Origin of the sequence: Acetobacter sacchari (genome assembly GCF_017377715.1) — a bacterium.
Taxonomy (GTDB): domain Bacteria; phylum Pseudomonadota; class Alphaproteobacteria; order Acetobacterales; family Acetobacteraceae; genus Acetobacter; species Acetobacter sacchari.
Map to the genome: position 1 here is coordinate 57,785 of NZ_JAFVMF010000011.1, position 20,782 is coordinate 78,566.

Here is a 20,782-nt window from a genome sequence, read left to right on the forward strand (position 1 = left end):
CGGAAGGTCATGCCCCTTGGAAATCATCGACAGACGCTCGAACCCGCACGGTAAACATCTGGAAAATAGAAGACGCGCTCTGACAAGGGCGCGGGATGCGGTGCAACGCGCCGTTCGCGACGCTGTTGCGAATGGGAAAATCAGGGAGGCCGGGCAGGGAAGCGCTGTGTCGATTCCAGCTGATGCGCTGCATGAGCCCAGCTTTCATCGTATTTTTACGTCGGGGTCTCGCAACATCGTCCTGTCGGGCAACCACGAATTTTCCCGTGGAGACAAGATTCGCAGGCCGCCAGGAGGCTCTGGCAAGGGTGGCTCGGGAGGCGGCAACGCCAGCGACGAAGGTGGGGGGGAAGACAGTTACCGGTTCCTCCTGTCACGTGACGAGTTTCTGGACCTTTTCTTCGGCGACCTCGAACTGCCTGATCTGGTGAAACGAGAGATTGCGACGACAGAGGTAACGGCGCCGAGCCGCGCGGGTCTGAGCAACGATGGCTCCCCATCGCAACTCGATCTCGGGCGCACCATGCGTTACTCGATGGCGCGTCGTATTGGCCTCGGACGTCCGAAACCGGAGGAGTTGATCGAAATCGAGGCGCGTATCGCCGCCCTCGAGGAGAGCCGCCCGCTCTCAGCCACCGACGTCGATGAACTCGAGGCGCTGAGGGAACGGCGAAGCGTGCTGCGGCAGCGGCTGAACCGCATCCCGTGGGTCGATCCTGTCGATTTGCGCTACAGGCGTTTTGCGCAAACGCCAAAGCCTTCAACGCGCGCCGTGATGTTCTGCGTCATGGATGTCTCGGGCTCTATGACGGAACGGATGAAGGATCTGGCGAAACAGTTCTTCCTGCTGCTGCACGTGTTTCTCGAAAAGCGTTACAAGACGCTTGACGTGGTGTTCATCCGCCACGCGGAAACAGCTGAAGAGGTCGATGAGGAAACGTTCTTCAACGACCCCAGAACCGGCGGCACTGTGGTCTCGACGGCGCTGGAAGAATTGCTGCGGGTGCAGAAAGCGCGATATCCGTCGCAGCACTGGAACATCTATGTCGCTCAGGCGTCCGATGGCGACAATTCCACCTCCGACACGCCAAGGACAGCCGAGCTTCTGGAAAGTGGAGTGCTGCCGCTCGTGCAGTACTACGCCTACATCGAAGTGATGGGATCAGGGGCGATCATCAGGGGCGACACCGATCTGTGGCGCACCTATCGCGGGATCGCGGCGCGAAATGAGCATCTTGCGATCCGGCAGGTTTCTGATCGCAAGGAGATTTTCCCGGTCTTCAGGGAGTTGTTCGCGCGACGTCCAGCAACGCAGGGGGCTGGCGCATGAATGGAGCGGTGGAGAGGGCGACGGGCGGCAAAGCGTTGCTGTATCAGGGGGCAGAGTGGAATTTCCGCGTTATCCGCGACTGCTATGACGCCATCGAGGAAATCGCTGAGAAAGAACTGGGCCTTGATGTCTTCCCCAACCGGATCGAGGTCATCACGTCCGAGCAGATGCTTGATGTCTACACCACCAGCGGCATGCCGCTGACCTATCAGCACTGGTCGCACGGGAAGCGCTTCGTCAGCCACGAAAATGCCTATCGGCGCGGCCTGATGGGGCTTGCTTATGAGGTGGTGATCAACTCCAACCCTTGCATCAGTTATCTGATGGAGGAAAACAGCGCGACGATGCAGGCGCTGGTCATCGCGCACGCAGCCTTCGGCCATAATCATTTCTTCAAAAACAACCGGCTTTTTCAGGAATGGACGGATCCGTCGCAGATTCTGAACTATCTGGAGTTCGCACGCGGGTATATCGCGCGCTGCGAAGAAGCGCATGGGCAGGAGGCGGTAGAGCGTATTCTTGACGCCGCGCACGCGTTGCAGAATCAGGGCGTGCATCGGCACAGCGGCGCCAGGCGGATCGACTTGCGGGCGGAGCAGGACCGCGCCCGAGAACGGCGCGCGCATGAGGACCGGTCTTACAACGATCTCTGGCGCACCCTTCCTGTTTCGGAAGGCGCCGCCCCGCCGCGTGAGCACGAGCGCGACGCCCTGCGTCGGAAATTTGGACTGCCCGAAGAAAACATACTGTATTTCCTTGAAAAACACGCTCCGAGGTTGGCGGCGTGGGAGCGCGAGATCATCCGTATCGTGCGGTTGATCTCGCAGTATTTTTACCCTCAACCGCAACTCAAGTTGATGAACGAAGGCTGCGCGACCTGGGTTCATGACCGGATCATGACTCGTCTGCATGAACTTGGCCGTATCGATGACGCTGCGTTCATGGAGGCGATTCATTCGACTACGAACGTGATCACCCAACCGGGTTATGAGCAGGGATCAACCAGTTTCAACCCGTATGCTCTCGGCTTCGCAATGATGAAGGACATCGCGCGTGTCTGCGTCGATCCGACCGAGGAGGACCGGCGCTGGAGCCCGGACATCGCGGGTAATGGCGACCCGTTGGGCACGCTGCGGCACGCCTGGGCGGAATATCGGGACGAAAGCTTCGTGCTGCAGTTTCTGTCGCCACGCGTTATGCGCGAATTCCGCATGTTCCGCCTTCTGGACGATACGCGGGAGCCTTATCTGCTGGTCGACGCCATTCATGACGAACATGGCTATCGCGACATACGGAGGACTGTCGCCGCGTCATACGACCCATCCACATTCTATGCCGAACTTGAAATCGTGGATGTCGACATCCTTGGAGACCGCACCCTTCGCCTCGAACACCGGACCAAGAGCGGGCAGCTGCTGGCTGAGAGTGATATGAAGCTTACGTTGAGGGGGTTGGCCAATCTATGGGGCTACAGGGTCGTCCTCGACGAAATCGACGCGCCGAGCGGCAAGGTTCTGGCGTCACACGAGGCGAATGCGTCGGTGGGCGGGTGATTGGGCGGTATTGCAGCGCTGAATCTTGTTCCTGCCATGCATAAACTGTTCTTCGACGTCGGAAACGAGCTGCTTCGGTGTGAGGCTTCGTGTTTCTGAGTTTGCGGTGGCAGAAGGACGGGATTGAGAAGTGGAAGAAATGCCATGAAATCCTTGGACTGAGTCATCGGGATTCCTGCTATGGATTCATCGGCTACTTCTGAAAACAGGGTCTCTTTTTTGCCGCTGTTTTCGAACCGCGATTTACGAAGCCGATAATAATCCTTCACTCATAAAGCATATATTTCGAGTGATGGGCCTCTCCTGAGAAGGTTCCGCACGGAGATTATCTGGCGGCTCCTACCGCCGGACGCGTGACGGGACGTCCGAGCAATCCCTTGATTCTGTCCTTCAGTGCGGCGGGCAGGGCGATCCTGAAGGCAATCCGGGCAAGCAACATTAATGCCTTTTTCCAACCTGCCAGACGGAACGCATCGTTGAGACTACCTGCGAACGCCATGCGAATCGCGGCCGACATAAGAGCCTCCTGGAACGCTCCGCAATTGGCGGACGCGCAGGTAGTCTGTCCAGCCGCAAGCGCCTGCCTGATAAACGTAACGTCGCTCCCGTCAGGCTCGAAAGGCCGATAGTAGCAAAGTTCGAGAAGCTTTGCCGAGGCAGCCAGACTAAGCCATCGGCGTTCGTCGCTCGATATCCGATCGGCGATCAGCGCCATCATGTCCTGAAGCGAAACAGTTTGGCTGATTCCGTGCAGCAACGTCTCGTCGAAGCCGATGTCAGGTTTATTTTCCGACTGCCGTTGCGCCGAGAGCGCGGCAAGTTGCGACCATATCGCCGCCTGTCGACCGCGAATGATCGAGGCACTCGAAATGCTGTCGTCGTGAATCCTGTATGAGCCGAGGCAATCCTGCAGGTTGTGCAAACGCCCAATGGCGCGAAGACGCCAGTAGAGATCAGAATCCTCCGCCACCTGCAGGAGACGGTAACCACCGACGGCCTTCACGGCCGCCAGACGCGCCATCAGAAGCGGTTGCAAGATATAAGGTTCCACCGCAGGGATGGCGCGTGCATCCGCCTTGTCGGGATCTTTTCTTGTCGAGACTGTTCCGAGCAGGACGCCCTTGGCGTCGATATGGCGCGCGCGTGCGGACACGGCGACGCATTCGGGATTGGCTTCCAGATAGGCGAGTTCCACTGCGAAGCGGTTCGGGTCGGACAGATCGTCCGCGTCATGGCGCGCGAGATAGGGCGCGGCGCACAGCGCGAGACCGGTGTTCAGAGCGGAGACGATTCCGCCGTTCGCTTGCGTGAGCACGACGATCCGCGCGTCCTGCGCGGCGAGACGTTCAAGAATGTCCGGCGTATCGTCCGTTGAGCCGTCGTCGACGACAATAAGGCGAAAATCCCTGAAGCTCTGCGCGAGAATGCTGTCGATTGTCGCTTTGATAAAGCGTCCTGCGTTGTAGGCGGACATTAGGACGTCGATTTTTGGCGCAGACATTCTCTCTTCCCTGACTTGTTGCGCGAAGGACGCGCGCGGGATGGGGTCGAAAGATTGCATGAGCCGAGCTGCTGGTCACGCTTTCTAAAAACGGGCTATTTTCTACAAAACCATACGATCCGGCGTGCGCTTGGCGCGGCGCCCGGTCGCTCGTGTTTCGTCCGAAGTTTCTGAGCACTCGCGCCCATACGTTACAGGAGTAAGCATCCGCATGACCAAGACAGGCGGCGGGTTTGCCGATATGCGGATGGCCCCGCAAAAAACCGATCACGACGCCATCGGTAACTCTCCCCATGCGCGTCATCCAGGAAATGCAGAGGCTTCGTCGCGGAGTCAGCGCGTCGCGCCTCCGGGCGGCGGCTACTGCGAATCTGTGTTTCCTGTCGAAGCTTGGAGACAGCTTCTTGATGGCGCGGCATTACCGGACGATGTGTCGGTTCTTGCCGCACTGATCTCTCTCGCAATGCCTAAGAACGGGCGGCCCGAGGCGCTCGCTGGAACGCTGGTGTCGCGCTTCGGGTCTCTCTCCGCCGTTCTGACTGCCTCGGAGCAGGCGTTGCGTTCTGTCGCGGGCGTTGGTTCGCACTTGGTTTCGGCCTTGTGTGTCGTGCGCGACGCTGCGCTGCGCTTCCATCGCGCCGGGTTACAGGACATTGACGTCCTGTCGAATCGGGAGCGGTTGCATGCCTACCTTTCCGCAGTCCTTGCGCGGGAATCGATAGAGCAGTTCCGTGTTCTGTTCCTCGGCTCTGATGATCGCCTCATCGCGGATGAGGCGCAGGCGCGGGGCACCGTCAACCACACGCCGGTCTATCCTAGGGAAGTGGTGAGAAGGGCCTTGGAGATAGGCGCGGTGTGCATCGTTTTGGTCCATAATCACCCGAGCGGCGATCCGACGCCGTCGCAGGATGACGTGGCCATGACGCGACAGGTGACGGCGGCGGCGGCTGCTCTTGGTCTTACTGTGCGCGACCATATCATCGTCGGGAATGGACGCTGGTTCAGTTTTTCTGACGCCGGGTTGTTGTAACAGCCAGCTGGACGCTTCTCATCCCAATGAGCGTCGTATGAAGAAACTGTCCGAAGAGTGCTCATGAAAACGCTTGCGAGACGAGGTTTTCTTCTGGTGGCTGATCTCGTCAGGGCGCGCTCGCCGTGGCGGGGGTTGCCGGTGAACGTAACGTAAACCTACGGCGCAAAAGGCTGTTGTTGAGCCGGACGCACAAGAGGCGCCTGAGCAAATACGGCCACGCTGCGGGTGCAGGCTGTGATTCGGTCAGGCTGCAGATATTCGCTGAACGCATGAATAACCGACGTCACAAGCGGTGCGGCTTGACTGCGCGACCCGGCGCACTATCACTGGCGGCACATCAAGAGTTGGGCCGACGCCCGACGCCAACCTGCCGTCCGGGCAAGGTGGCGCTTCCGAAAGGGGGGATGTGGCCACGCCGGCAATCAAACGGAGTCCGCCACAGCGTCAGTCCAGATTAAAGCAGGACGACGCAGGACAAGATGCCCATAAAGATTCCCGATAATCTCCCGGCCCGCACCACTCTCGAGGCGGAGGGCGTCATGGTCATGGGGGAGACTGACGCCATCCGTCAGGATATCCGGCCGCTCCGCATAGGCCTGCTTAATCTCATGCCTAACAAGATCAGCACCGAGACGCAGATTGCGCGGCTTATTGGCGCGACGCCTCTTCAGGTCGAGTTGAGTCTTGTGAGCATGACCGGTCACGTGTCGCGGCACACGGCGTCCGATCACATGACTTCGTTCTACCGTCCATGGGACGCGGTCCGGCAGGAACGCTTCGACGGTTTCATCGTGACGGGAGCGCCAGTGGAGCGGCTTCCTTTTGAGGCCGTGACATATTGGGATGAGTTACGGCGGATTTTCGACTGGACGCAGACGAACGTACATCACACGCTCACAATCTGCTGGGCGGCTCAAGCTGCGGCGTGGCATTTTCACGGAATGCCTAAGCACCTGCTGTTGGAAAAGGCTTTCGGAATCTTCGACCACGCTATTCTGGCGCCAGCGTCTCCATACCTCGTGGGTTTCTCTGACGAAGCGGCGATACCGGTTTCGCGCTGGACCGAAGTGCGGCGCGAGGACATTCCGTCTGCTAGCGGTCTGGAGGTTTTGGCCGAAAGTGCGGAGACGGGCCTGTGCATGCTCGATAACAGGCCGCACCGGCTGCTCCATATGTTCAACCATCTGGAGTATGACGCTCGCTCGCTTGCCAGCGAGTATTTCCGGGATAGGGAAGCGGACCCGGAGACGGCGTTGCCCTGCAATTATTTCCCCAACAACGATCCTTCTCGCAAACCGTCGAACAGTTGGCGCAGCCATGCACACCTGTTGGCGGCAAACTGGGTAAACCATATCTACCAGACGACGCCATTCGACTTGTCCGCCGTCGGACGGGAACAGCGCTCGCAGGAACTGGCAGGGGGTGCGTGAGGCGATCAGGTAGGCGTATCTGCGTGCGGTGTTGCGCGGGTACGGGGCCAATTCATAGGCTAGAGAATGTTCAGGGCCGGTCCTTCGATCTGATCTGGCAATCTGAGTTCCAGCGCGAGTGCGCCGCAACTCAGATTCGCCACGGCGTTTGCATCTGCCTCTTCGGGCGCAGGGCGTCCGAGAAAATAGCCTTGTACTTCCACGCAGCCCACATCGCGCACTTGTTGTAGGTGTTGCTGTGTCTCGACGCCCTCCGCCACCGTCGTCACGCCGAGCGTATGCCCAAGTCGAGCGATCATATTGACGATGGCAGCGCTTTCGGGCCGGTGGGCGGCTTCTCGTACGAACGAACCGTCGATCTTGATCTTGTCGAAAGGAAACGAGCGGAGGTGAGAAAGAGAGGAAAATCCGGTTCCGAAATCGTCAAGCGCCACTCGCACCCCCATGGCGCGCACCGCCCTAAGCTCGGTTACGCAGTCGACTTCCTCGCTGAGCAGCGCCGTCTCGGTCACTTCGAGTTCGAGCCGGTGATTCTCCAGCCCGCTATGAGCCAGCACTCGTTCCAATACCGGAAGCAGCGTTCCCTGACCTAATTGTCGGGCGGAAACATTGACTGCAACTGTCTCCTTGTTGGGCCAAGTCTGGGCCGTTTTGCAGGCTTCGAGGAGAACAAACTCTCCAAGTTGATGGATAAGACCGCACTGCTCCGCGACAGGAATAAACTCTCCCGGAGATACCCAACCGCGTTGAGCGTGATGCCAGCGAACCAAGGCTTCTCGGGCCACGACCTGACCCGATTCAACATTCGTTATAGGCTGGTAGAACACAAACATGCCGGAGCGTGCGTCGAGCGCCTCGCGGAGGTCGTTTTCAAGTCGAACGCGTTCGAGAAGGCATTCAGCCATGGCGTCGGTGAAAATCTTGACCGTTCTGCGTCCAGCCGCCTTGGCGTTGTAAAGTGCGATGTCCGAGTGTGCGATCAGGATATCGGCGGCTGAGCCATGATCCGGAGCGATGGCGAGGCCGACGGAGGCTCCGATCTGCACGACTACTCCAGACGACAGCCGATAGGGGGCGCTCAAGGTTTCGATCAGTGCGCGTGCGAAAGCGATCAGGGATTCATGATGCGTATCGTCAATGATCAGTGCGAATTCGTCGCCGCCGAGCCGCGCCACCACGGCGTCGCGGCGCCCGGCTTCCGCAATAAGGCGTTCGGCGACAAGTTTGAGAAGATCGTCACCCGCGACATGCCCGTATGAGTCGTTGACGAACTTGAAGCCGTCCAGATCGAGGTAGAGCAGGGCGAATTTCGGCTCGGGCGCAGCAAGGCGCTCTTCTATACGCTCGAAAAACGTTGCGCGATTAGGTAGCCCGGTCAGTGAATCGTAATGCGCGAGCAGAAGGATGCTTTCTTCGGCGGCGACCTCGCGAGTGGCGAGGAACCACATGAGCATAGGCCCGATATAGCGACCTGCTGCGTCTTCCAATGCAGTGGCCCGCATTTCGATCACTTCAAAGCCGATGCGGATGCGTTCGCTATGCGGTAAATTGGCTTCGTCGGCGAACAGGGCCTTATGCCACTCCGGGTCCCTGTACAGAATGTCGAGACCAGCGCCGACAAGACCACCAGGATCGACGGCAGGCGCGTTGAAAATCGTCGCGAGAGAATGCTCCGCAAGGCGATTGGCGTAGGTCACGGAGAAATTGACAACGTCGACCGTCATGACTGCGACCGGCAGAGTATCCAGCATCGTTTGCAACCGTTCGCCGTCGCGCCATCGGGAAGACGCGTTCGGGCGCACGCTTCCTGCGTGGGGGGCCGCAGCGCTTAGACTGCCGTTGGCGACCATGGCGTGTCGACGATTGAAACGGTCTGCAATCAAGTGTTCGGTCTCTTTAGGATGTATGAAGGAGTTCATGTCGGCATTGGCCATGAAAGTTTCCATGCGCATTCCGCCGCCGACGCCGTCAAAAAACAGCTTGAGACGATTCTCTTTTTTGACCGCAATGGGAACTCTGGGTGGGTTTTGAACTACGCAGCATGCGCTTGACAAGATACGCAAAGCTTTTCCGTACGCAGGTAAGCCGCCAAAGGCGATCTATCAGTCGCGTCGAGGGCTGATACTTTCTTGTTGTAAATGGTTTTTCTGTGGCCATCCGAGAAACTGGGTCACAACTTTCCTGTAAAAATCTTAATTTAAAATCGTACAGGCAAGAAAAAATAACACAAAACTACCGAATGCGGGCGCGTCGGCAGTTCGCGACGCGCCCGGTCTGCTCAGAAGCGCGACGGCGTATAGGGACGGGGGTCGATATACGGCGTTTCCCCGTTCATCATTTCGGCCAGCAGACGCCCGGTCGCCGGGCCGAGTGTGAAGCCCTGATGCGCGTGGCCGAAGTGCAGCCACAACCCCGGATGGGACGCCGCTGCGCCAATGATCGGCAGCATATCTGGCGTGCACGGACGATTCCCGAGCCACGGGGCGTCTTCCACCGCCCGTCCGAGATCGAAGAGTTCGCGTGCGCGTGCTTCGGCGCCCACGAGTTGTCTGGGAGAAGGCGGGGCGCCCAGTTTTGCGAACTCTGCGCCGGTCGTGACGCGCGTACCCCGCTTGGCGGGCACCACCACCATGCCTGCGACCGGATCCATCACGGGAGTGTTAAGAGGAACGTCGGGTTTGTAATGGAGGTGGTAGCCGCGCTTTATGAACAGCGGGTAGTCGTACCCCAGCTTCGTCATCAGCCGATCCGACCAAGGCCCGAGCGCAATTACGGCTGAGGAGGCGTCGATCAATCCGGCATCTGTGCCGACAGTCCAGGACGCGCCCTTGCGGGCTAGCGTCATTGCGTCGCCCTGCACGATCTTGCCGCCCTCGCGCTCGAACAGCGCCGCGTATCGCTTTACGAGTTCGCCCGGATCGCGAACCAGCCACGGATCCGTCCAGTGGATGGCGCCCGCCATTCTGACCCTCAAGGCGGGTTCGCTCGCAGCCAAGGCATCTGCATCGAGAACGACGGAGTTGACGCTGAACTCCCGTTGCAGCCGACGGGCCGACGCTGTCTGGGCGTCAAAATCAGCCCCGGTCGGAATAAGCTGCTTGAACCCTACGCGCGCAAGCAGATCCTCCGCTCCGGCGGCTTCGATCATCGGGGCGTGTTCGGACAGGCAATGGCGGATCAGCGCCTCGTAGCTGCGGATGATCGAGCGGTAACGCCCCGGTCGGCTGTTCAGCCAGTAACGCGCCAGCGGCCTGACCAGTCCCGGCATCGCGTCCCAATGATACGTCGCCGAATTGTCGCGCCCGAGACCGATGCGGGCGAGCATCCGGATATCGTGAGGGAACTCATGCGGCTCTACGCACTCACGCTGTATAAGGCAGGCGTTCCCGTAGGACGTTTCTTCTCCGGGCCCCCGGCGGTCGACGAGTGTGACGTCGAACCCCCGTTGCAGCAGATGCCACGCAGCGCCGACGCCACACATGCCGCCGCCAAGAACAAGTACGCTTCTACCCGCCATGTCTACTCCAGCCGGTTGATATGACGCGGCGCAGCACGCGTCCGGCATTTGAACACAAAAGAAAGGCGCGACCTGTCGAATCGGGCGCGCCGCCTCTCGTCCCGCTTCAGCAGGCCGTCTCGTAACGATATCGCACTGATAAAGTCTGGGCGAAAGGCCTCACCCTCGCAGGAGGCCATGAACGCAGGCTTGGCGCGGCTGTTGGCGAGATACGCCCGTCGTGCGACGTTCGGGGCGAGAGACATCACTATGGACGCGCGCGCATGAAACGGATCGTGATACTGACGGGCGCAGGTATCAGCCGCGAATCGGGGCTTGAGACGTTTCGTGACGAAGGCGGAGTCTGGTCGCAGGTCAAGCTGGAGGACGTGTGTTCTCCTGAAGGCTTCGTTCGCGATCCGGCCATGGTCGATGCGTTCTATAATAAGCGGCGGCGGGAGTTGCTTGGCGTCTCGCCAAATGCCGCGCATCAGGCGTTGGCTGAGCTTGAGGCCGCATACAGTGAGGAGCCAGAGGACGCGTTCCTGCTCGTTACCCAGAATATCGACGACCTGCACGAACGCGGCGGATCACGCGCGCCTGTCCATATGCATGGTGAGCTTTTGCGTCTGCGTTGCATGAACTGTGGCGCAACCCCTGAGTGGACCGGTGACTGCGATCGCACGACACGTTGCCCGGCGTGTCGGGAGATGACGCTCCGACCCGATGTCGTCTGGTTTGGAGAAATGCCTCTCCAGATGGAACGCATCCTTCGCGCCCTGCGCTGTTGCGAGGTATTCGTGGCCATTGGCACATCGGCGACTGTCTACCCGGCGGCTGGCTTCGTGCAGGAGGCGTCCGGACATGCGCATACCATCGAGCTGAATCTCGTCCCGTCAGGCGCCGCCGCCATGTTCGACGAGGGGGATTATGGCGCGGCCACGAAAGTGGTCCCACGCTTCGTGAGGGATTTTCTGGCTGCATGAAGCGCATTTCCGTGGGCGCGGCCCGGTGAGCGAGGAGGCGCTGGCGGCGCTTGTGCGGGATATCCGCGCCTGCACGGTTTGCGCTGGCGAACTGCCTCTTGGTCCGCGTCCTGTGCTTCATGTATCGACGACCGCGCGTCTGTTGATCGCCGGGCAGGCTCCCGGGACAAAGGTTCATGCGAGCGGACAGTCGTTCACCGACGCATCCGGCGATCGCCTCCGAGAGTGGCTTCAGATGGACCACGCGACGTTCTATGACGCACGACGCGTCGCGATCCTTCCGATGGGTTTCTGTTACCCCGGACGTCTGCCGCGCGGCGGCGACAGGCCGCCAAGGCCGGAATGCGCGCCGCTTTGGCGCGACAGGGTTCTGGCGTTCATGCCCGATATCCGTCTGACGCTGCTGGTTGGCGCCTATGCCCAGAATCATGTTTTGGGGACGGGGAACGTCACCGCACGGGTGCGGGATTTTCGTTCTTTCCTACCGCGTTATTTTCCGCTGCCGCATCCGTCCTGGCGGACCACGGGTTGGGAGCGCCGCTCTCCATGGTTTGGGGAGGACGTGCTGCCAGCGTTGCGCGAGGCTGTGAGGCAGGCGTTAATCTGAGTTGACCGCACCGTCACGCTGGTGGCGTGAGTACATCCCGCGCGAACCCAATGACGCCGCCAGCTGCGATTTGCACGCCGATGCACAGGAGGATCAGAGCGGCGAGACGGCTGAGGATACGGGTTCCCGTTACACCGAGAATTTCCGTCAGGCGTTCGGCATAGGCGTAAGCGATCCACACTGTGATCGCCACGACCGCAGCAGCAAGGGAAATGCCAGTGCTATAGGATAGGAAATGTGATCCTGCGCCCCCCGAACTCAACGTGATCGCCACGGCGATGCTGCCTGGGCCGACCGTAAACGGCATGGTTAGCGGGAAGAACGCAATGTCGCTCCACTGTGGGGAGCTTATAGGGCGGCCTGCTTCCAGAGCTTGCTTTTCACGGCGGGCCTCCGTTGTTTCGGGACTTTGCAACATCGCCCACGCACGAACTGCTACGACCATACCGCCCGAGACGCGCAGCGCATTGATGGTGACGCCAAAAAAACTCAGCACGGCGCTACCTATCCATACCGAAGCCAGCAGCAGTACGAATGAGTAAAGGGCCACAGTCCGCGCAATTGTAGCGCGTTCTGTGCGCGAGCGCTCTCCCGTCGCCTGCAGGAAGATAATCGACGCGCCGAGTGGGTTGACGATGGAGAACAGGGCAGGGAAGGCGAGCAGAAAGCTGTCCCGCACGATGAGCGCTGTTTCGACCGGATGGACGGGAACGTGGGGTATTACCGCCACGGGTGTTTCCACCAATCGACGGAGCGATGCGCCTCAATCTCAAAATCGATCATAAGGCCTGTAATCACGCCTGCCCGCTACAAAAGATACTCTTTAAATTTGTAGCGATCCGCCGGTTTTGCGCAAGCGCAATTCATGAATGCGCAACGAAGGGTGACGGCGAAGTGCGCAGAGATATCACGGAGCGCCTTGCGCAAGAGTGATGCATGTTCTTCGGAGCGGGTGCTCCGAAGAACATGGGCAGGTCAATCGAAGTGCTTGCGAAGTGTGAAGAACACCATACGCGGCGCCCCAGCCTGAAGCGTCTGGAAAGTGCCCGAAGGATCGGAGTTCTCGAAACCGTTGCTGCCAACGGTCGCAACATAGTGCTTGTCGAAAAGGTTGGTGACGTTGACCTGCGCGTCGAGCCCACGGAGGAGCCAGTTGGAGCTCTGGAAGCGGTAGCCGACGTTCAGGTTGAAGATCACGTTGCCCGGAACATATGCGTCGTTCGTGTAGGTGTAGTAACGACGGTCCTGAAACTGCATCAACACGTTGCCCCAGATCGCACCGTCATCGTAGCCGAGTTGCAGGTTGGCGAGGTTACGCGGCATCGCGACGACGTTCTTGCCCTTGATCCGAGCCGACATCACGCCATCGGAATAAACATTGTTGTTATAGAAAGAGTTATTGAAAGCGTACGACCCAAACAGCGACCAGTTGCGCGCGAATATCCAGTTGAAGGCCATGTCCACGCCGCGCGCGGTGACTCCGCCGACGTTGGAGAGAACCGACGCGTTGCCCTGAATGCCCACGCCTTGCGTTACGGCCAGCAGGCGGTTCTGGAACTCGACGTAGTATCCAGTGATAGACGCCTGAATCACGCGGTTGTGGAAGCGATAACCCAGTTCTTCGGTGTTCGACATTTCCGGTTTCAGCTTTCCTTTCAGGACCTGAAACCCGGCGGTGGTTGTTGAAAAGGGGCCCGATGTCTGGGCGCTGTCGTACGCCGCCATGTTGCGGGCGTAGTCGGCGAACAGTTCGTTGTTCTGGTTGATACGATAATTGACGCCTACCTGCGGCAGGAAGCCGTTGGTGCTGTTGAGGGAACCTGAAGGATAGGCCGTGGCGAGAGGTGTTCCCTGATAGTTGCCGTTCATGGCTCGCGCGTTGTTATCGACGATAAGGGACTTGAAGCCGTAATTCACCTTCAGGTTGGGCGTGACGCGCCATGTGTCTCCAATGTGAACCTGATACGTCTTGGTGTTGAACGCGCTCTGCCATTGAGTTTCAAAGGAATTTCCTTTGTACCAGTGGATCGAATCAGGCGTTCCGTTCTGACTCAGGGGATAGAATCGGCGAGCCTGCTCGAAATTGTTGTTTTCAAACCAGAAACCACCTTCGATTGTATGGTTGCCGATCTTGTATGTCAGGCTGCCGATAAAACCTGCGCGGTGAATATCGTATTCCGTTGTGCGCACCGAGAGAGGCGAGCCGCCGAGCGCTGCAGGCGTGGCGTTGTAGGGGGTCACCCAGACGCCTTCGCCGGAGTTTGTATGGCCGTATCCCGTGATCGAGCCTTTGAGGCGGTCGGTGATGTCGAAATCGAGCTTGCCATAACCCATCGCGTCCTGACGAAGCCCGGCCGCATTGTAATAGGTGGTGTCCTGATTTTCGATTCCTGCGGGAAACGCTGTTCCGTTCTGGTAGGCAGATCCGATCTGCTTGGCGAGCGGATAGTTCCCGGTGATATTGTCCAGTCTATAGCCGTAACGTCGGATCATCGAAAGCGACAGATCCTGGTAATCGTTCTCTGCGCGTTTGGACCAGTCGCCAAAAATGGTAAATTTTACGTGCTCGCCAAAGGGCTGAACGTATTTTGCATTGGCCTGGTCCTGAATCTGGACGCCGTCACCCTTCCATTTGTTCGCGCCCTGATGATCGTAGGACACATAGAACCGTCCACCGCCCGGCAGTTCGCCGCTGTTGACGCGCGCAAATGTACGCCACGTCGCGGCCGAGCCTACGGTGCCGGATACATCGACCCCAAATTTTTTGGTCGGATCGATCGACGTAAACTGCAACGCGCCGCCGAGATCATTCGAGGCGGCGACGCCGATCGAACCAGCGCCCTGGGTCAGGGTGGCCGGCCCGTTGTTTTCGGTCTGGAGCGCGCGCCCTATGGAAAGGCCGTTGTCGTTGCCGTAGGCGAGGTTTCCCAGCGGTATTCCGTCCATCGTGAACCCGAGGCGACTCTGATCAAAGCCTCGTATGATGATCTGCTGCGACCATTCGTAAGATCCCAACGGATCTGACGACGTGAACATCACGCCCGGGAGTTTGGATAACGCCTTGAACGGACTGGTGCCGGGGACATATTGCTGGATCGCAGTGTGGCTGATGGTCTGCGTTTCCTTAGACGCGCCAGCACCGAGCACAACGATGGATTCGCTTCCGGCGGCCTCCGCGCGCGGCGCAGATGCTTTGGTTACGGGGCGCGCAGAGCGGACTGCGGGTGCTTCTGGGCGACCGTTGGGCTGGGTAGCCGCTGGCTGCTGATATGCACGGCTTCGGCTTGTCGAGTGCTTTGCCTTGCGTTGCGCCGTCGTCGAACTCTGACCATAAGACGCAGTCGTCGTAAGCAAAACAGCAGCCCCGGTGAGGCACGTTGTAAGCGCTAATGTGAATTTCATCGATGTCCGCAGCTCTTTCGCCCAGGGATGCCCCCTGCGGCGGCGGAAGATAGATTTGCGGAGGCAGCGAGTCCTGTGATCGTTTTATGACGCCGGTTGGCGCGACGGGGGATTTATGGATTACGTGCGTAAGCAAGCGGACGGCGTTGCTTTTTTTTGAGAATGGTCGGCACTCAGGAAGCTTCGAAGGCAGGTTGATGATCGTGTCAATCGGGAAATAAACAAAATATTCGAATTTTATTTGCGTTTCTGAGCATGATATTGTTTATATAATCTATCATATTTGGATGTTTTCTGGTAATTTTTAACATAATTTGCTTAATATTTCAAAGTGAACTAATGGCAGCTGCCAGAATGTCACGCATTGCTCGTAAATGCCCTCGCGGAGACCCGGCTGTTCGTCATATATGATCCACTCTGACCGTAATGGGCGGAGTGCGGGGTTGCTAACGCTGCGTCACTGAGCAAACGAACAACATAATTTTGAATTATCATAGCCTGCTGGAGCAACTCCTTGTTGCGATCTAACGTGGCGTTGAGACGTGTCACCGCATCTGAAACGTCTCCGGTGTAGCAGGCATCACCGGAAGCTTCCGCGCGCTCACAAGTCGGAGTTAATCTCGACAATCCTGCAAGTGCCGCTTCTTTCTTCGGCAGCAGTGCGGTCGCGGCTGGAATATCGCCTGCAGCGAGGCGGGTATTTTCTTCCTCGACCACAGAAAGAACAGTTTCGATTGCCACAAGCACATCGTCAGTCATCTTTTTTTTCCTGCATCGCCAGAATCTGCCGGTAGATCGAGCGCGCCAGCCCGAGGCCGCCGCTTTTCTCCATTTCCCTGGCCATTTCAGTAATCAACATCGGTTTGAACGCAGCTTCTCCGGCGCCTCCGCCAAAAAGCTCTTTCGATTCATCCACAGTCGCGAATATTGGTTGAAGAAATTGCGCCGTCGTCATCGCCTCAAAGTCGGTCGCGGCTTTCCAGGCTTTCGCGTCGACGGGACCTTCTGCCGTGCCTGGAGAAAGTAGGGCCCCGACGGAGATGGACTCATCTGCGTTCGCATTTGAGGGCGCCTTCACGGATTGGGGCGTAAAAGACGCGGTTCCGTTATTGTTCGTGCGCGTATCGCCGTAGGAACCGGGTGAAATAACGCTCATCGAACTTCCAGATCCGCTTGCAAAGCGCCGTCGGCCTTGATGGCTTGAAGGATGGAAATCATGTCGCGTGGCCCGACGCCGAGAGAATTGAGGCCAGTGACGAGGTCTCCCAAAGTGGGACCGTTTCGTAAAACGCCCAACTTGGCGTTGTTTCCGTTGTTGACGTTTATGTTTGTACGAGGAACCACGGCAGTTGTGCCGTTCGAAAGTGGTCCCGGCTGCGACACCATAGGCGTTTCCGTCACCTGGATTGTCAGGTTGCCCTGCGCGATTGCGACAGTGCTGATGCGGACATCGTTTCCGATGACGATTGTACCGCTGGCGTCATCGACGACGACTTTGGCGAGCGTATCCGGTTCGACCATCAGGTCTCCAATACGGTACAGTGATTCCATGCGGTCTCTGGCGCTGAGGTCGAGTGCTATCGTACGCGGGTCTTCCACTGACGCCACCGCTCCGCGCAACGCCGCATTGATTACTTGCGCGACGCGTGTCGCGGTTGTGAAATCTGGGTTTCTTAGTGACAGGTGAATGAGTTTTCTATTGGTGAGGTCAACGGGAACCTCTCGCTCGACAATGGCGCCGTTAGCGATATGTCCGTTGGTCGGGATATTATGCACGATTGACGCCGCCGCGCCCCTCGCAGCGAAAGCATTGGTCGCGAGGGAGCCCTGTGCGACCGCGTAGACCTCGCCGTCGGCGGCCATCAACGGCGTCACCAGAAGCGTTCCTCCGGTGAGATCGCTGGCGTCGCCGGTCGCGGAAACGGTCACGTCAATTCGCCCGCCGCCATGTGAAAACGGCGGAAGGTCGGCGGTCACCATAACAGCCGCAACGTCATGTGTCTGAAGCTGAATTTCCTGATCACGGATATTCACGCCAAGGCGGTTGAGCATGCTGATCAGAGTTTCGCGGGTAAACAGCACGTTCGTCAGCTTGTCGCCGGTTCCATGAAGGCCGACGACAAGGCCGTATCCTATAAGCTGGTTGCTTCGCACGCCTTCGTAATCGGCGATATCTTTGATTCGAACCTGCGCGGCTTGTGCGCTAACGCCGAAGAGGCAGACCCATCCGATCATCAACCCCGCCATTACGCGACGCCATGCAGGCGTCAGGTAAACCTGCGCTTTGCTCAAGGGAAGGAACATGCCGATTTTTGCCACTCGTCAACTTTTTCAGGGGACACTATGCCGACGAAGAGCAAATAATTCCTCAACGCTGCACGACGGGACGGATGATGCCGAAAAGAAACACATCAGCACTCCGCGATGGCCTTCGCAGATCATGGCCGTCGCCGGTCGGGTTGTTGTCATGACCACGCTTTACCCTATCGGACGCGCGCCGCTTTATGCAGGGAGGAAAACCGCCGCGAGGAAGTCTGGAGGCCCGGGGTTCACGCTCGAGGGTTCCAAGGAAGATACGGCGGTCGTCTCCTCCGCGAATGTGGCGTCGCCGGGTTTACTCGCCCTCCAGGAACTGGAGGGGCAGGGGAGTGAACGAGTCCCTGCGGGCAGGACAAAAGCCGACATGAAATGGGGACGCGACGCCACTGACGCGCTTCGTTCCCTGCAACTGGCCCTGCTGTGTGACGGCGACGCGTGTCTAGCGTTCAATTCCCTGATTCGGATTCTCGAATGCGCGCCTCCCATCACGGAGACAGGATCGCATGACGTCATTGAGGAGATCCGGGTGCGCGTCGCTGTGGAAGCGGCGAAAGCCGAACGATGGCAGGCGCGGCGGCGCGCGCCCGGTGTTCACGAACCGATGAACGACGGGCCCTGTTCTTTGCCGAGCAAGTGAACGTCCTTTCACCGCTGAGGACCTCCTGAGCAATTCGTGCTTGGCGGGGCGGAAAGGCGAGGGTATAAGCCGCGCATTATTGGGCTTTTTCCGGCCCATGAGCGGAGACGCCACTCATGATCACACTTCCTCCGGATTACACGCCGTCCGAAGCCGAAGAATTCATGAACCCCCTGCAGGTTGAATACTTCAGGCAAAGATTGCTGAAGTGGCGCGCCGACCTGCTCAAGGAGGCCGGAGGCACTTTGGCCAGCCTGTCCGAAGGCGGGATTCACGAAGCAGACGTCACAGACCGCGCCAGCGTTGAAACTGATCGGGCGCTTGAGCTTCGAACCCGTGATCGGGCGCGTAAGCTGATCGGCAAGATCAATCTGGCGTTGCAACGCATCGACAACGGATCCTACGGTTATTGCGAGGAAACTGGCGAGCCGATCGGCCTGAAGCGCCTTGACGCACGTCCGATCGCGACTCTGTCAATCGAGGCGCAGGAGCGTCATGAGCGTATGGAAAAAATCCATCGCGACGACTGACCGGGGCAAAAAAATCTGCCGAAACGGTGGTTTCGAGGGTTGCGGTGAAGAGCCACAGGCTGTAGCTACCCCCTCACTCCGGCGCTGCTGTAGCTCAGTGGTAGAGCACTCCCTTGGTAAGGGAGAGGTCGACAGTTCAATCCTGTCCAGCAGCACCATGAATCTCCTTAGATATCTTGCCTTGAGGCGTTTGAGTTTCATGGTTCATCTGAACCAGAAAATCAGCTCAGGATTCCAGCGGTCTGCTTGAGCCAATCAGAGCTGTGGCGTCCGCAAACCTGCTCCATAACGGCAGCGGCGGTATCTAGAAATCGGTCCGCCATTCCGAAGGGCACATCTCCACGACCATCAATGCCACGCATGTATGGCGCAACGTGTGACGCGTTACGTTCGATAGGCCTGCTCGCCCGACTGTTTTGTCACGCCCGATTTTGATGCGCCAGGCGGGCCTGCCGCGATATTCGATCATCGAGTCGGTAGTGCGAATCGATGCGGCCCGTCTAAAGGCGTCTCTAATTTCAGGCATCATGGGCGCAACTGGGTGACCTTTGTTGCATGTGCCGCGATCATAGATGACGACGCCGAGCGTCAAAATGCAGGGAGGCCTTGGCTATCCATTTTTCGCTCACCGCCCACAGAAGAGCAGTTCGGCCGGTGAAGAGCTCCGTTATCGTCGGTCATCACTAATCTGCCTGAACTTTTCCACGGTCCTCTCATGTCGGCCCTGCTTGATGAGATTTGGTCGTGCAGACGCGACATTGAACACGGTTAATATGTGAGGGCTACAGATTGGCTGGAGGCTCAGACACCGCAGCAGCCTCGTATTCGAGGCTGCTGCGGTGCTCTCGGCGCGCGCGTCAGCAAATTGACCATCCAGAACATTTCTGACTGTCGTTTGCTCTCGCAACGAATTAACCCCGGCGCCACTCCGGCTTGGGCGGTTGATTTTCTGCCGTCTCGGAACCCCGCACCGCGAGAGCGCCTCACGAATGGCCATTGCGAGCTCCTCGTCGGACGCAGACAGGAGAATGCGTATCTCTTTGTCTTGGCATCAGGCCAAGCGTTGTGACGGCCGCCATGCCGTCTGGTCGCCGCGAGAATAATGATGTCGTCGACCCGGTAATAACAGGATCCGAACATTGCCGCGCCATAAGACGCCATTTGTGCGGCGCCTCCATGGTAAGTTAGACAGATCTGTTCCCATTGCGCGCCCATGGTCACAGAGGTGCTATCGTTGCTCACGTCATTTCGTAATGACGTATAGGATTTGATACTGCCGTTCCTGAATTGAATAATTTGGTTCGTTTCTTGTCGACTTGCGTCGAAATATTTTATCGTCGTCATTTCCTTCAGACCTGTCCGCACCCAATATTGATGCGGCCCCGTTAAGTGAGGCGGACAAATTTTATGGTATGAGCGTGTGTTCTGCGAATTATAAACGACATTGCATTTCGCATGAAATTATTGTGCACGCGCTGCGCGTTGTATTCCCGCTTTCGGCTGATCGAAGAGTTTTTGCTCGAGCCTGGGCTGACGACGTCGTATAAGATGCTTCGGCGGCGGCCCCTGAAATTCGTGCGGCGTATGTGCATGGGCTGCGCTGCAAACGCTCTACTGCGCGCGACGTCCAACATCCGGACGGGGGCCGGATCGTGATTCACGGCAGGGCGCACTGACTGTGGCGTGCTGCGAAACACGATGGCTATGTTCTCGGCGAATTCCTTCAGGCGAGGTGCGTCATGAAGGTGACGAAGCACTTGCTGACCAGAAACAGGGCGATGGAATATTGCTCCCACGGGAGGGTTGAACAACAGGGTGGAGAATTCACAAAATAGCATGAACGCGTCATACAGGCATTCGGTTTGTCAGGAGGTTGTCAGCGCTTTCTCAATTTCTTCTCCACCCTTCGCAACGTCCTCAGCCCTCCGCCGACATCTTCATTGCTTGACCACATTCGC

16 protein-coding genes, 1 tRNA gene and 1 riboswitch are annotated in these 20,782 nt (G+C 58.4%); of the genes, 9 read left to right on the forward strand and 8 right to left on the reverse strand.

The window, feature by feature from the left end:
• The first annotated feature begins 16 nt into the window (after positions 1 to 16).
• Entirely contained in the window at positions 17 to 1,330 is a 1,314-nt protein-coding gene (locus J2D73_RS11345) for a YeaH/YhbH family protein (RefSeq protein ID WP_207881669.1), read from the forward strand.
• A complete protein-coding gene (locus tag J2D73_RS11350) occupies positions 1,327 to 2,883 on the forward strand; it encodes a SpoVR family protein (protein WP_207881670.1) in 1,557 nt (518 codons plus the stop codon). The genes J2D73_RS11345 and J2D73_RS11350 overlap by 4 nt, the downstream gene beginning before the upstream one ends.
• Positions 2,884 to 3,208: 325 nt before the next feature.
• Here J2D73_RS11350 and J2D73_RS11355 read toward each other — a convergent pair whose 3' ends face one another.
• On the reverse strand, positions 3,209 to 4,384 hold the full coding sequence (locus J2D73_RS11355) for a glycosyltransferase family 2 protein (protein WP_207881671.1): 1,176 nt from the start codon (positions 4,382 to 4,384) through the stop codon (positions 3,209 to 3,211).
• 211 nt (positions 4,385 to 4,595) lie between these two features.
• Here J2D73_RS11355 and J2D73_RS11360 point away from each other — a divergent pair, with 211 nt between their 5' ends.
• The gene (locus tag J2D73_RS11360) at positions 4,596 to 5,414 is read left to right on the forward strand and encodes a JAB domain-containing protein (RefSeq protein ID WP_243429883.1); all 819 of its coding nucleotides are present in this window, start codon (positions 4,596 to 4,598) and stop codon (positions 5,412 to 5,414) included.
• Between the two features lie 332 nt (positions 5,415 to 5,746).
• Positions 5,747 to 5,853: riboswitch (SAM-I-IV-variant riboswitch) on the forward strand.
• A 43-nt stretch (positions 5,854 to 5,896) separates the two neighbouring features.
• Positions 5,897 to 6,847 carry a homoserine O-succinyltransferase gene (locus tag J2D73_RS11365; protein ID WP_207881672.1) on the forward strand — a complete coding sequence of 317 codons (951 nt, stop codon included), beginning with the start codon at positions 5,897 to 5,899 and terminating at the stop codon, positions 6,845 to 6,847.
• A 59-nt stretch (positions 6,848 to 6,906) separates the two neighbouring features.
• Here the strand turns inward: J2D73_RS11365 and J2D73_RS11370 are convergent, their stop codons facing one another.
• Together J2D73_RS11370 and J2D73_RS11375 are read right to left on the reverse strand one after the other, a co-directional pair.
• A complete protein-coding gene (locus J2D73_RS11370; protein WP_207881673.1) occupies positions 6,907 to 8,781 on the reverse strand; it encodes a putative bifunctional diguanylate cyclase/phosphodiesterase in 1,875 nt (624 codons plus the stop codon).
• Between the two features lie 344 nt (positions 8,782 to 9,125).
• On the reverse strand, positions 9,126 to 10,364 hold the full coding sequence (locus J2D73_RS11375; RefSeq protein ID WP_207881674.1) for an NAD(P)/FAD-dependent oxidoreductase: 1,239 nt from the start codon (positions 10,362 to 10,364) through the stop codon (positions 9,126 to 9,128).
• A 263-nt stretch (positions 10,365 to 10,627) separates the two neighbouring features.
• On the opposite strand from J2D73_RS11375, the gene J2D73_RS11380 reads away from it, so the two are divergent.
• Both J2D73_RS11380 and J2D73_RS11385 read left to right on the forward strand, forming a co-directional pair.
• Entirely contained in the window at positions 10,628 to 11,329 is a 702-nt protein-coding gene (locus J2D73_RS11380) for an NAD-dependent deacylase (protein ID WP_207881675.1), read from the forward strand.
• A 25-nt stretch (positions 11,330 to 11,354) separates the two neighbouring features.
• On the forward strand, positions 11,355 to 11,936 hold the full coding sequence (locus tag J2D73_RS11385) for a uracil-DNA glycosylase family protein (RefSeq protein WP_207881676.1): 582 nt from the start codon (positions 11,355 to 11,357) through the stop codon (positions 11,934 to 11,936).
• Positions 11,937 to 11,949: 13 nt separating this feature from the next.
• Here J2D73_RS11385 and J2D73_RS11390 read toward each other — a convergent pair whose 3' ends face one another.
• The 5 genes from J2D73_RS11390 to J2D73_RS11410 all read right to left on the reverse strand — a co-directional run bounded on the left by J2D73_RS11390 (position 11,950) and on the right by J2D73_RS11410 (position 17,585).
• Complete coding sequence (locus J2D73_RS11390) at positions 11,950 to 12,666, reverse strand: MarC family protein (protein WP_207881677.1); 717 nt, start codon at positions 12,664 to 12,666, stop codon at positions 11,950 to 11,952.
• Positions 12,667 to 12,911: 245 nt separating this feature from the next.
• A complete protein-coding gene (locus tag J2D73_RS11395) occupies positions 12,912 to 15,338 on the reverse strand; it encodes a TonB-dependent receptor (RefSeq protein ID WP_207881678.1) in 2,427 nt (808 codons plus the stop codon).
• A 357-nt stretch (positions 15,339 to 15,695) separates the two neighbouring features.
• Positions 15,696 to 16,097, reverse strand: coding sequence for a hypothetical protein (locus J2D73_RS11400; RefSeq protein ID WP_207881679.1), 402 nt, complete (start codon positions 16,095 to 16,097; stop codon positions 15,696 to 15,698).
• Positions 16,090 to 16,494 (reverse strand): rod-binding protein, encoded by a 405-nt coding sequence (locus tag J2D73_RS11405; protein WP_207881680.1) that lies wholly within the window; start codon positions 16,492 to 16,494, stop codon positions 16,090 to 16,092. Before J2D73_RS11405 ends, J2D73_RS11400 begins: the two co-directional genes overlap by 8 nt.
• On the reverse strand, positions 16,491 to 17,585 hold the full coding sequence (locus J2D73_RS11410; protein ID WP_243429893.1) for a flagellar basal body P-ring protein FlgI: 1,095 nt from the start codon (positions 17,583 to 17,585) through the stop codon (positions 16,491 to 16,493). Before J2D73_RS11410 ends, J2D73_RS11405 begins: the two co-directional genes overlap by 4 nt.
• Positions 17,586 to 17,805: 220 nt before the next feature.
• On the opposite strand from J2D73_RS11410, the gene J2D73_RS11415 reads away from it, so the two are divergent.
• From J2D73_RS11415 to J2D73_RS11425, 3 genes are all read left to right on the forward strand, one after another.
• The gene (locus J2D73_RS11415) at positions 17,806 to 18,294 is read left to right on the forward strand and encodes a flagellar assembly protein FliX (protein WP_207881682.1); all 489 of its coding nucleotides are present in this window, start codon (positions 17,806 to 17,808) and stop codon (positions 18,292 to 18,294) included.
• A gap of 116 nt (positions 18,295 to 18,410) precedes the next feature.
• The gene (dksA, locus tag J2D73_RS11420; protein WP_086643319.1) at positions 18,411 to 18,824 is read left to right on the forward strand and encodes an RNA polymerase-binding protein DksA; all 414 of its coding nucleotides are present in this window, start codon (positions 18,411 to 18,413) and stop codon (positions 18,822 to 18,824) included.
• An 83-nt stretch (positions 18,825 to 18,907) separates the two neighbouring features.
• Positions 18,908 to 18,982, forward strand: a tRNA-Thr gene (locus J2D73_RS11425).
• The last annotated feature ends 1,800 nt before the right edge of the window (positions 18,983 to 20,782 follow it).

Bases quoted from the DNA above. Each gene is read 5' to 3' on its own strand.
- J2D73_RS11375 (WP_207881674.1), bottom strand. From the start codon at position 10,364: ATGGCGGGTAGAAGCGTACTTGTTCTTGGCGGCGGCATGTGTGGCGTC.
- J2D73_RS11350 (WP_207881670.1), top strand. From the start codon at position 1,327: ATGAATGGAGCGGTGGAGAGGGCGACGGGCGGCAAAGCGTTGCTGTAT.
- J2D73_RS11365 (WP_207881672.1), top strand. From the start codon at position 5,897: ATGCCCATAAAGATTCCCGATAATCTCCCGGCCCGCACCACTCTCGAG.
- J2D73_RS11370 (WP_207881673.1), bottom strand. From the start codon at position 8,781: ATGGCCAATGCCGACATGAACTCCTTCATACATCCTAAAGAGACCGAA.
- J2D73_RS11355 (WP_207881671.1), bottom strand. From the start codon at position 4,384: ATGTCTGCGCCAAAAATCGACGTCCTAATGTCCGCCTACAACGCAGGA.
- J2D73_RS11360 (WP_243429883.1), top strand. From the start codon at position 4,596: ATGACCAAGACAGGCGGCGGGTTTGCCGATATGCGGATGGCCCCGCAA.
- J2D73_RS11410 (WP_243429893.1), bottom strand. From the start codon at position 17,585: ATGGCGGGGTTGATGATCGGATGGGTCTGCCTCTTCGGCGTTAGCGCA.
- J2D73_RS11395 (WP_207881678.1), bottom strand. From the start codon at position 15,338: ATGAAATTCACATTAGCGCTTACAACGTGCCTCACCGGGGCTGCTGTT.
- J2D73_RS11400 (WP_207881679.1), bottom strand. From the start codon at position 16,097: ATGACTGACGATGTGCTTGTGGCAATCGAAACTGTTCTTTCTGTGGTC.
- J2D73_RS11380 (WP_207881675.1), top strand. From the start codon at position 10,628: ATGAAACGGATCGTGATACTGACGGGCGCAGGTATCAGCCGCGAATCG.
- J2D73_RS11405 (WP_207881680.1), bottom strand. From the start codon at position 16,494: ATGAGCGTTATTTCACCCGGTTCCTACGGCGATACGCGCACGAACAAT.
- dksA (WP_086643319.1), top strand. From the start codon at position 18,411: ATGATCACACTTCCTCCGGATTACACGCCGTCCGAAGCCGAAGAATTC.
- J2D73_RS11415 (WP_207881682.1), top strand. From the start codon at position 17,806: ATGACCACGCTTTACCCTATCGGACGCGCGCCGCTTTATGCAGGGAGG.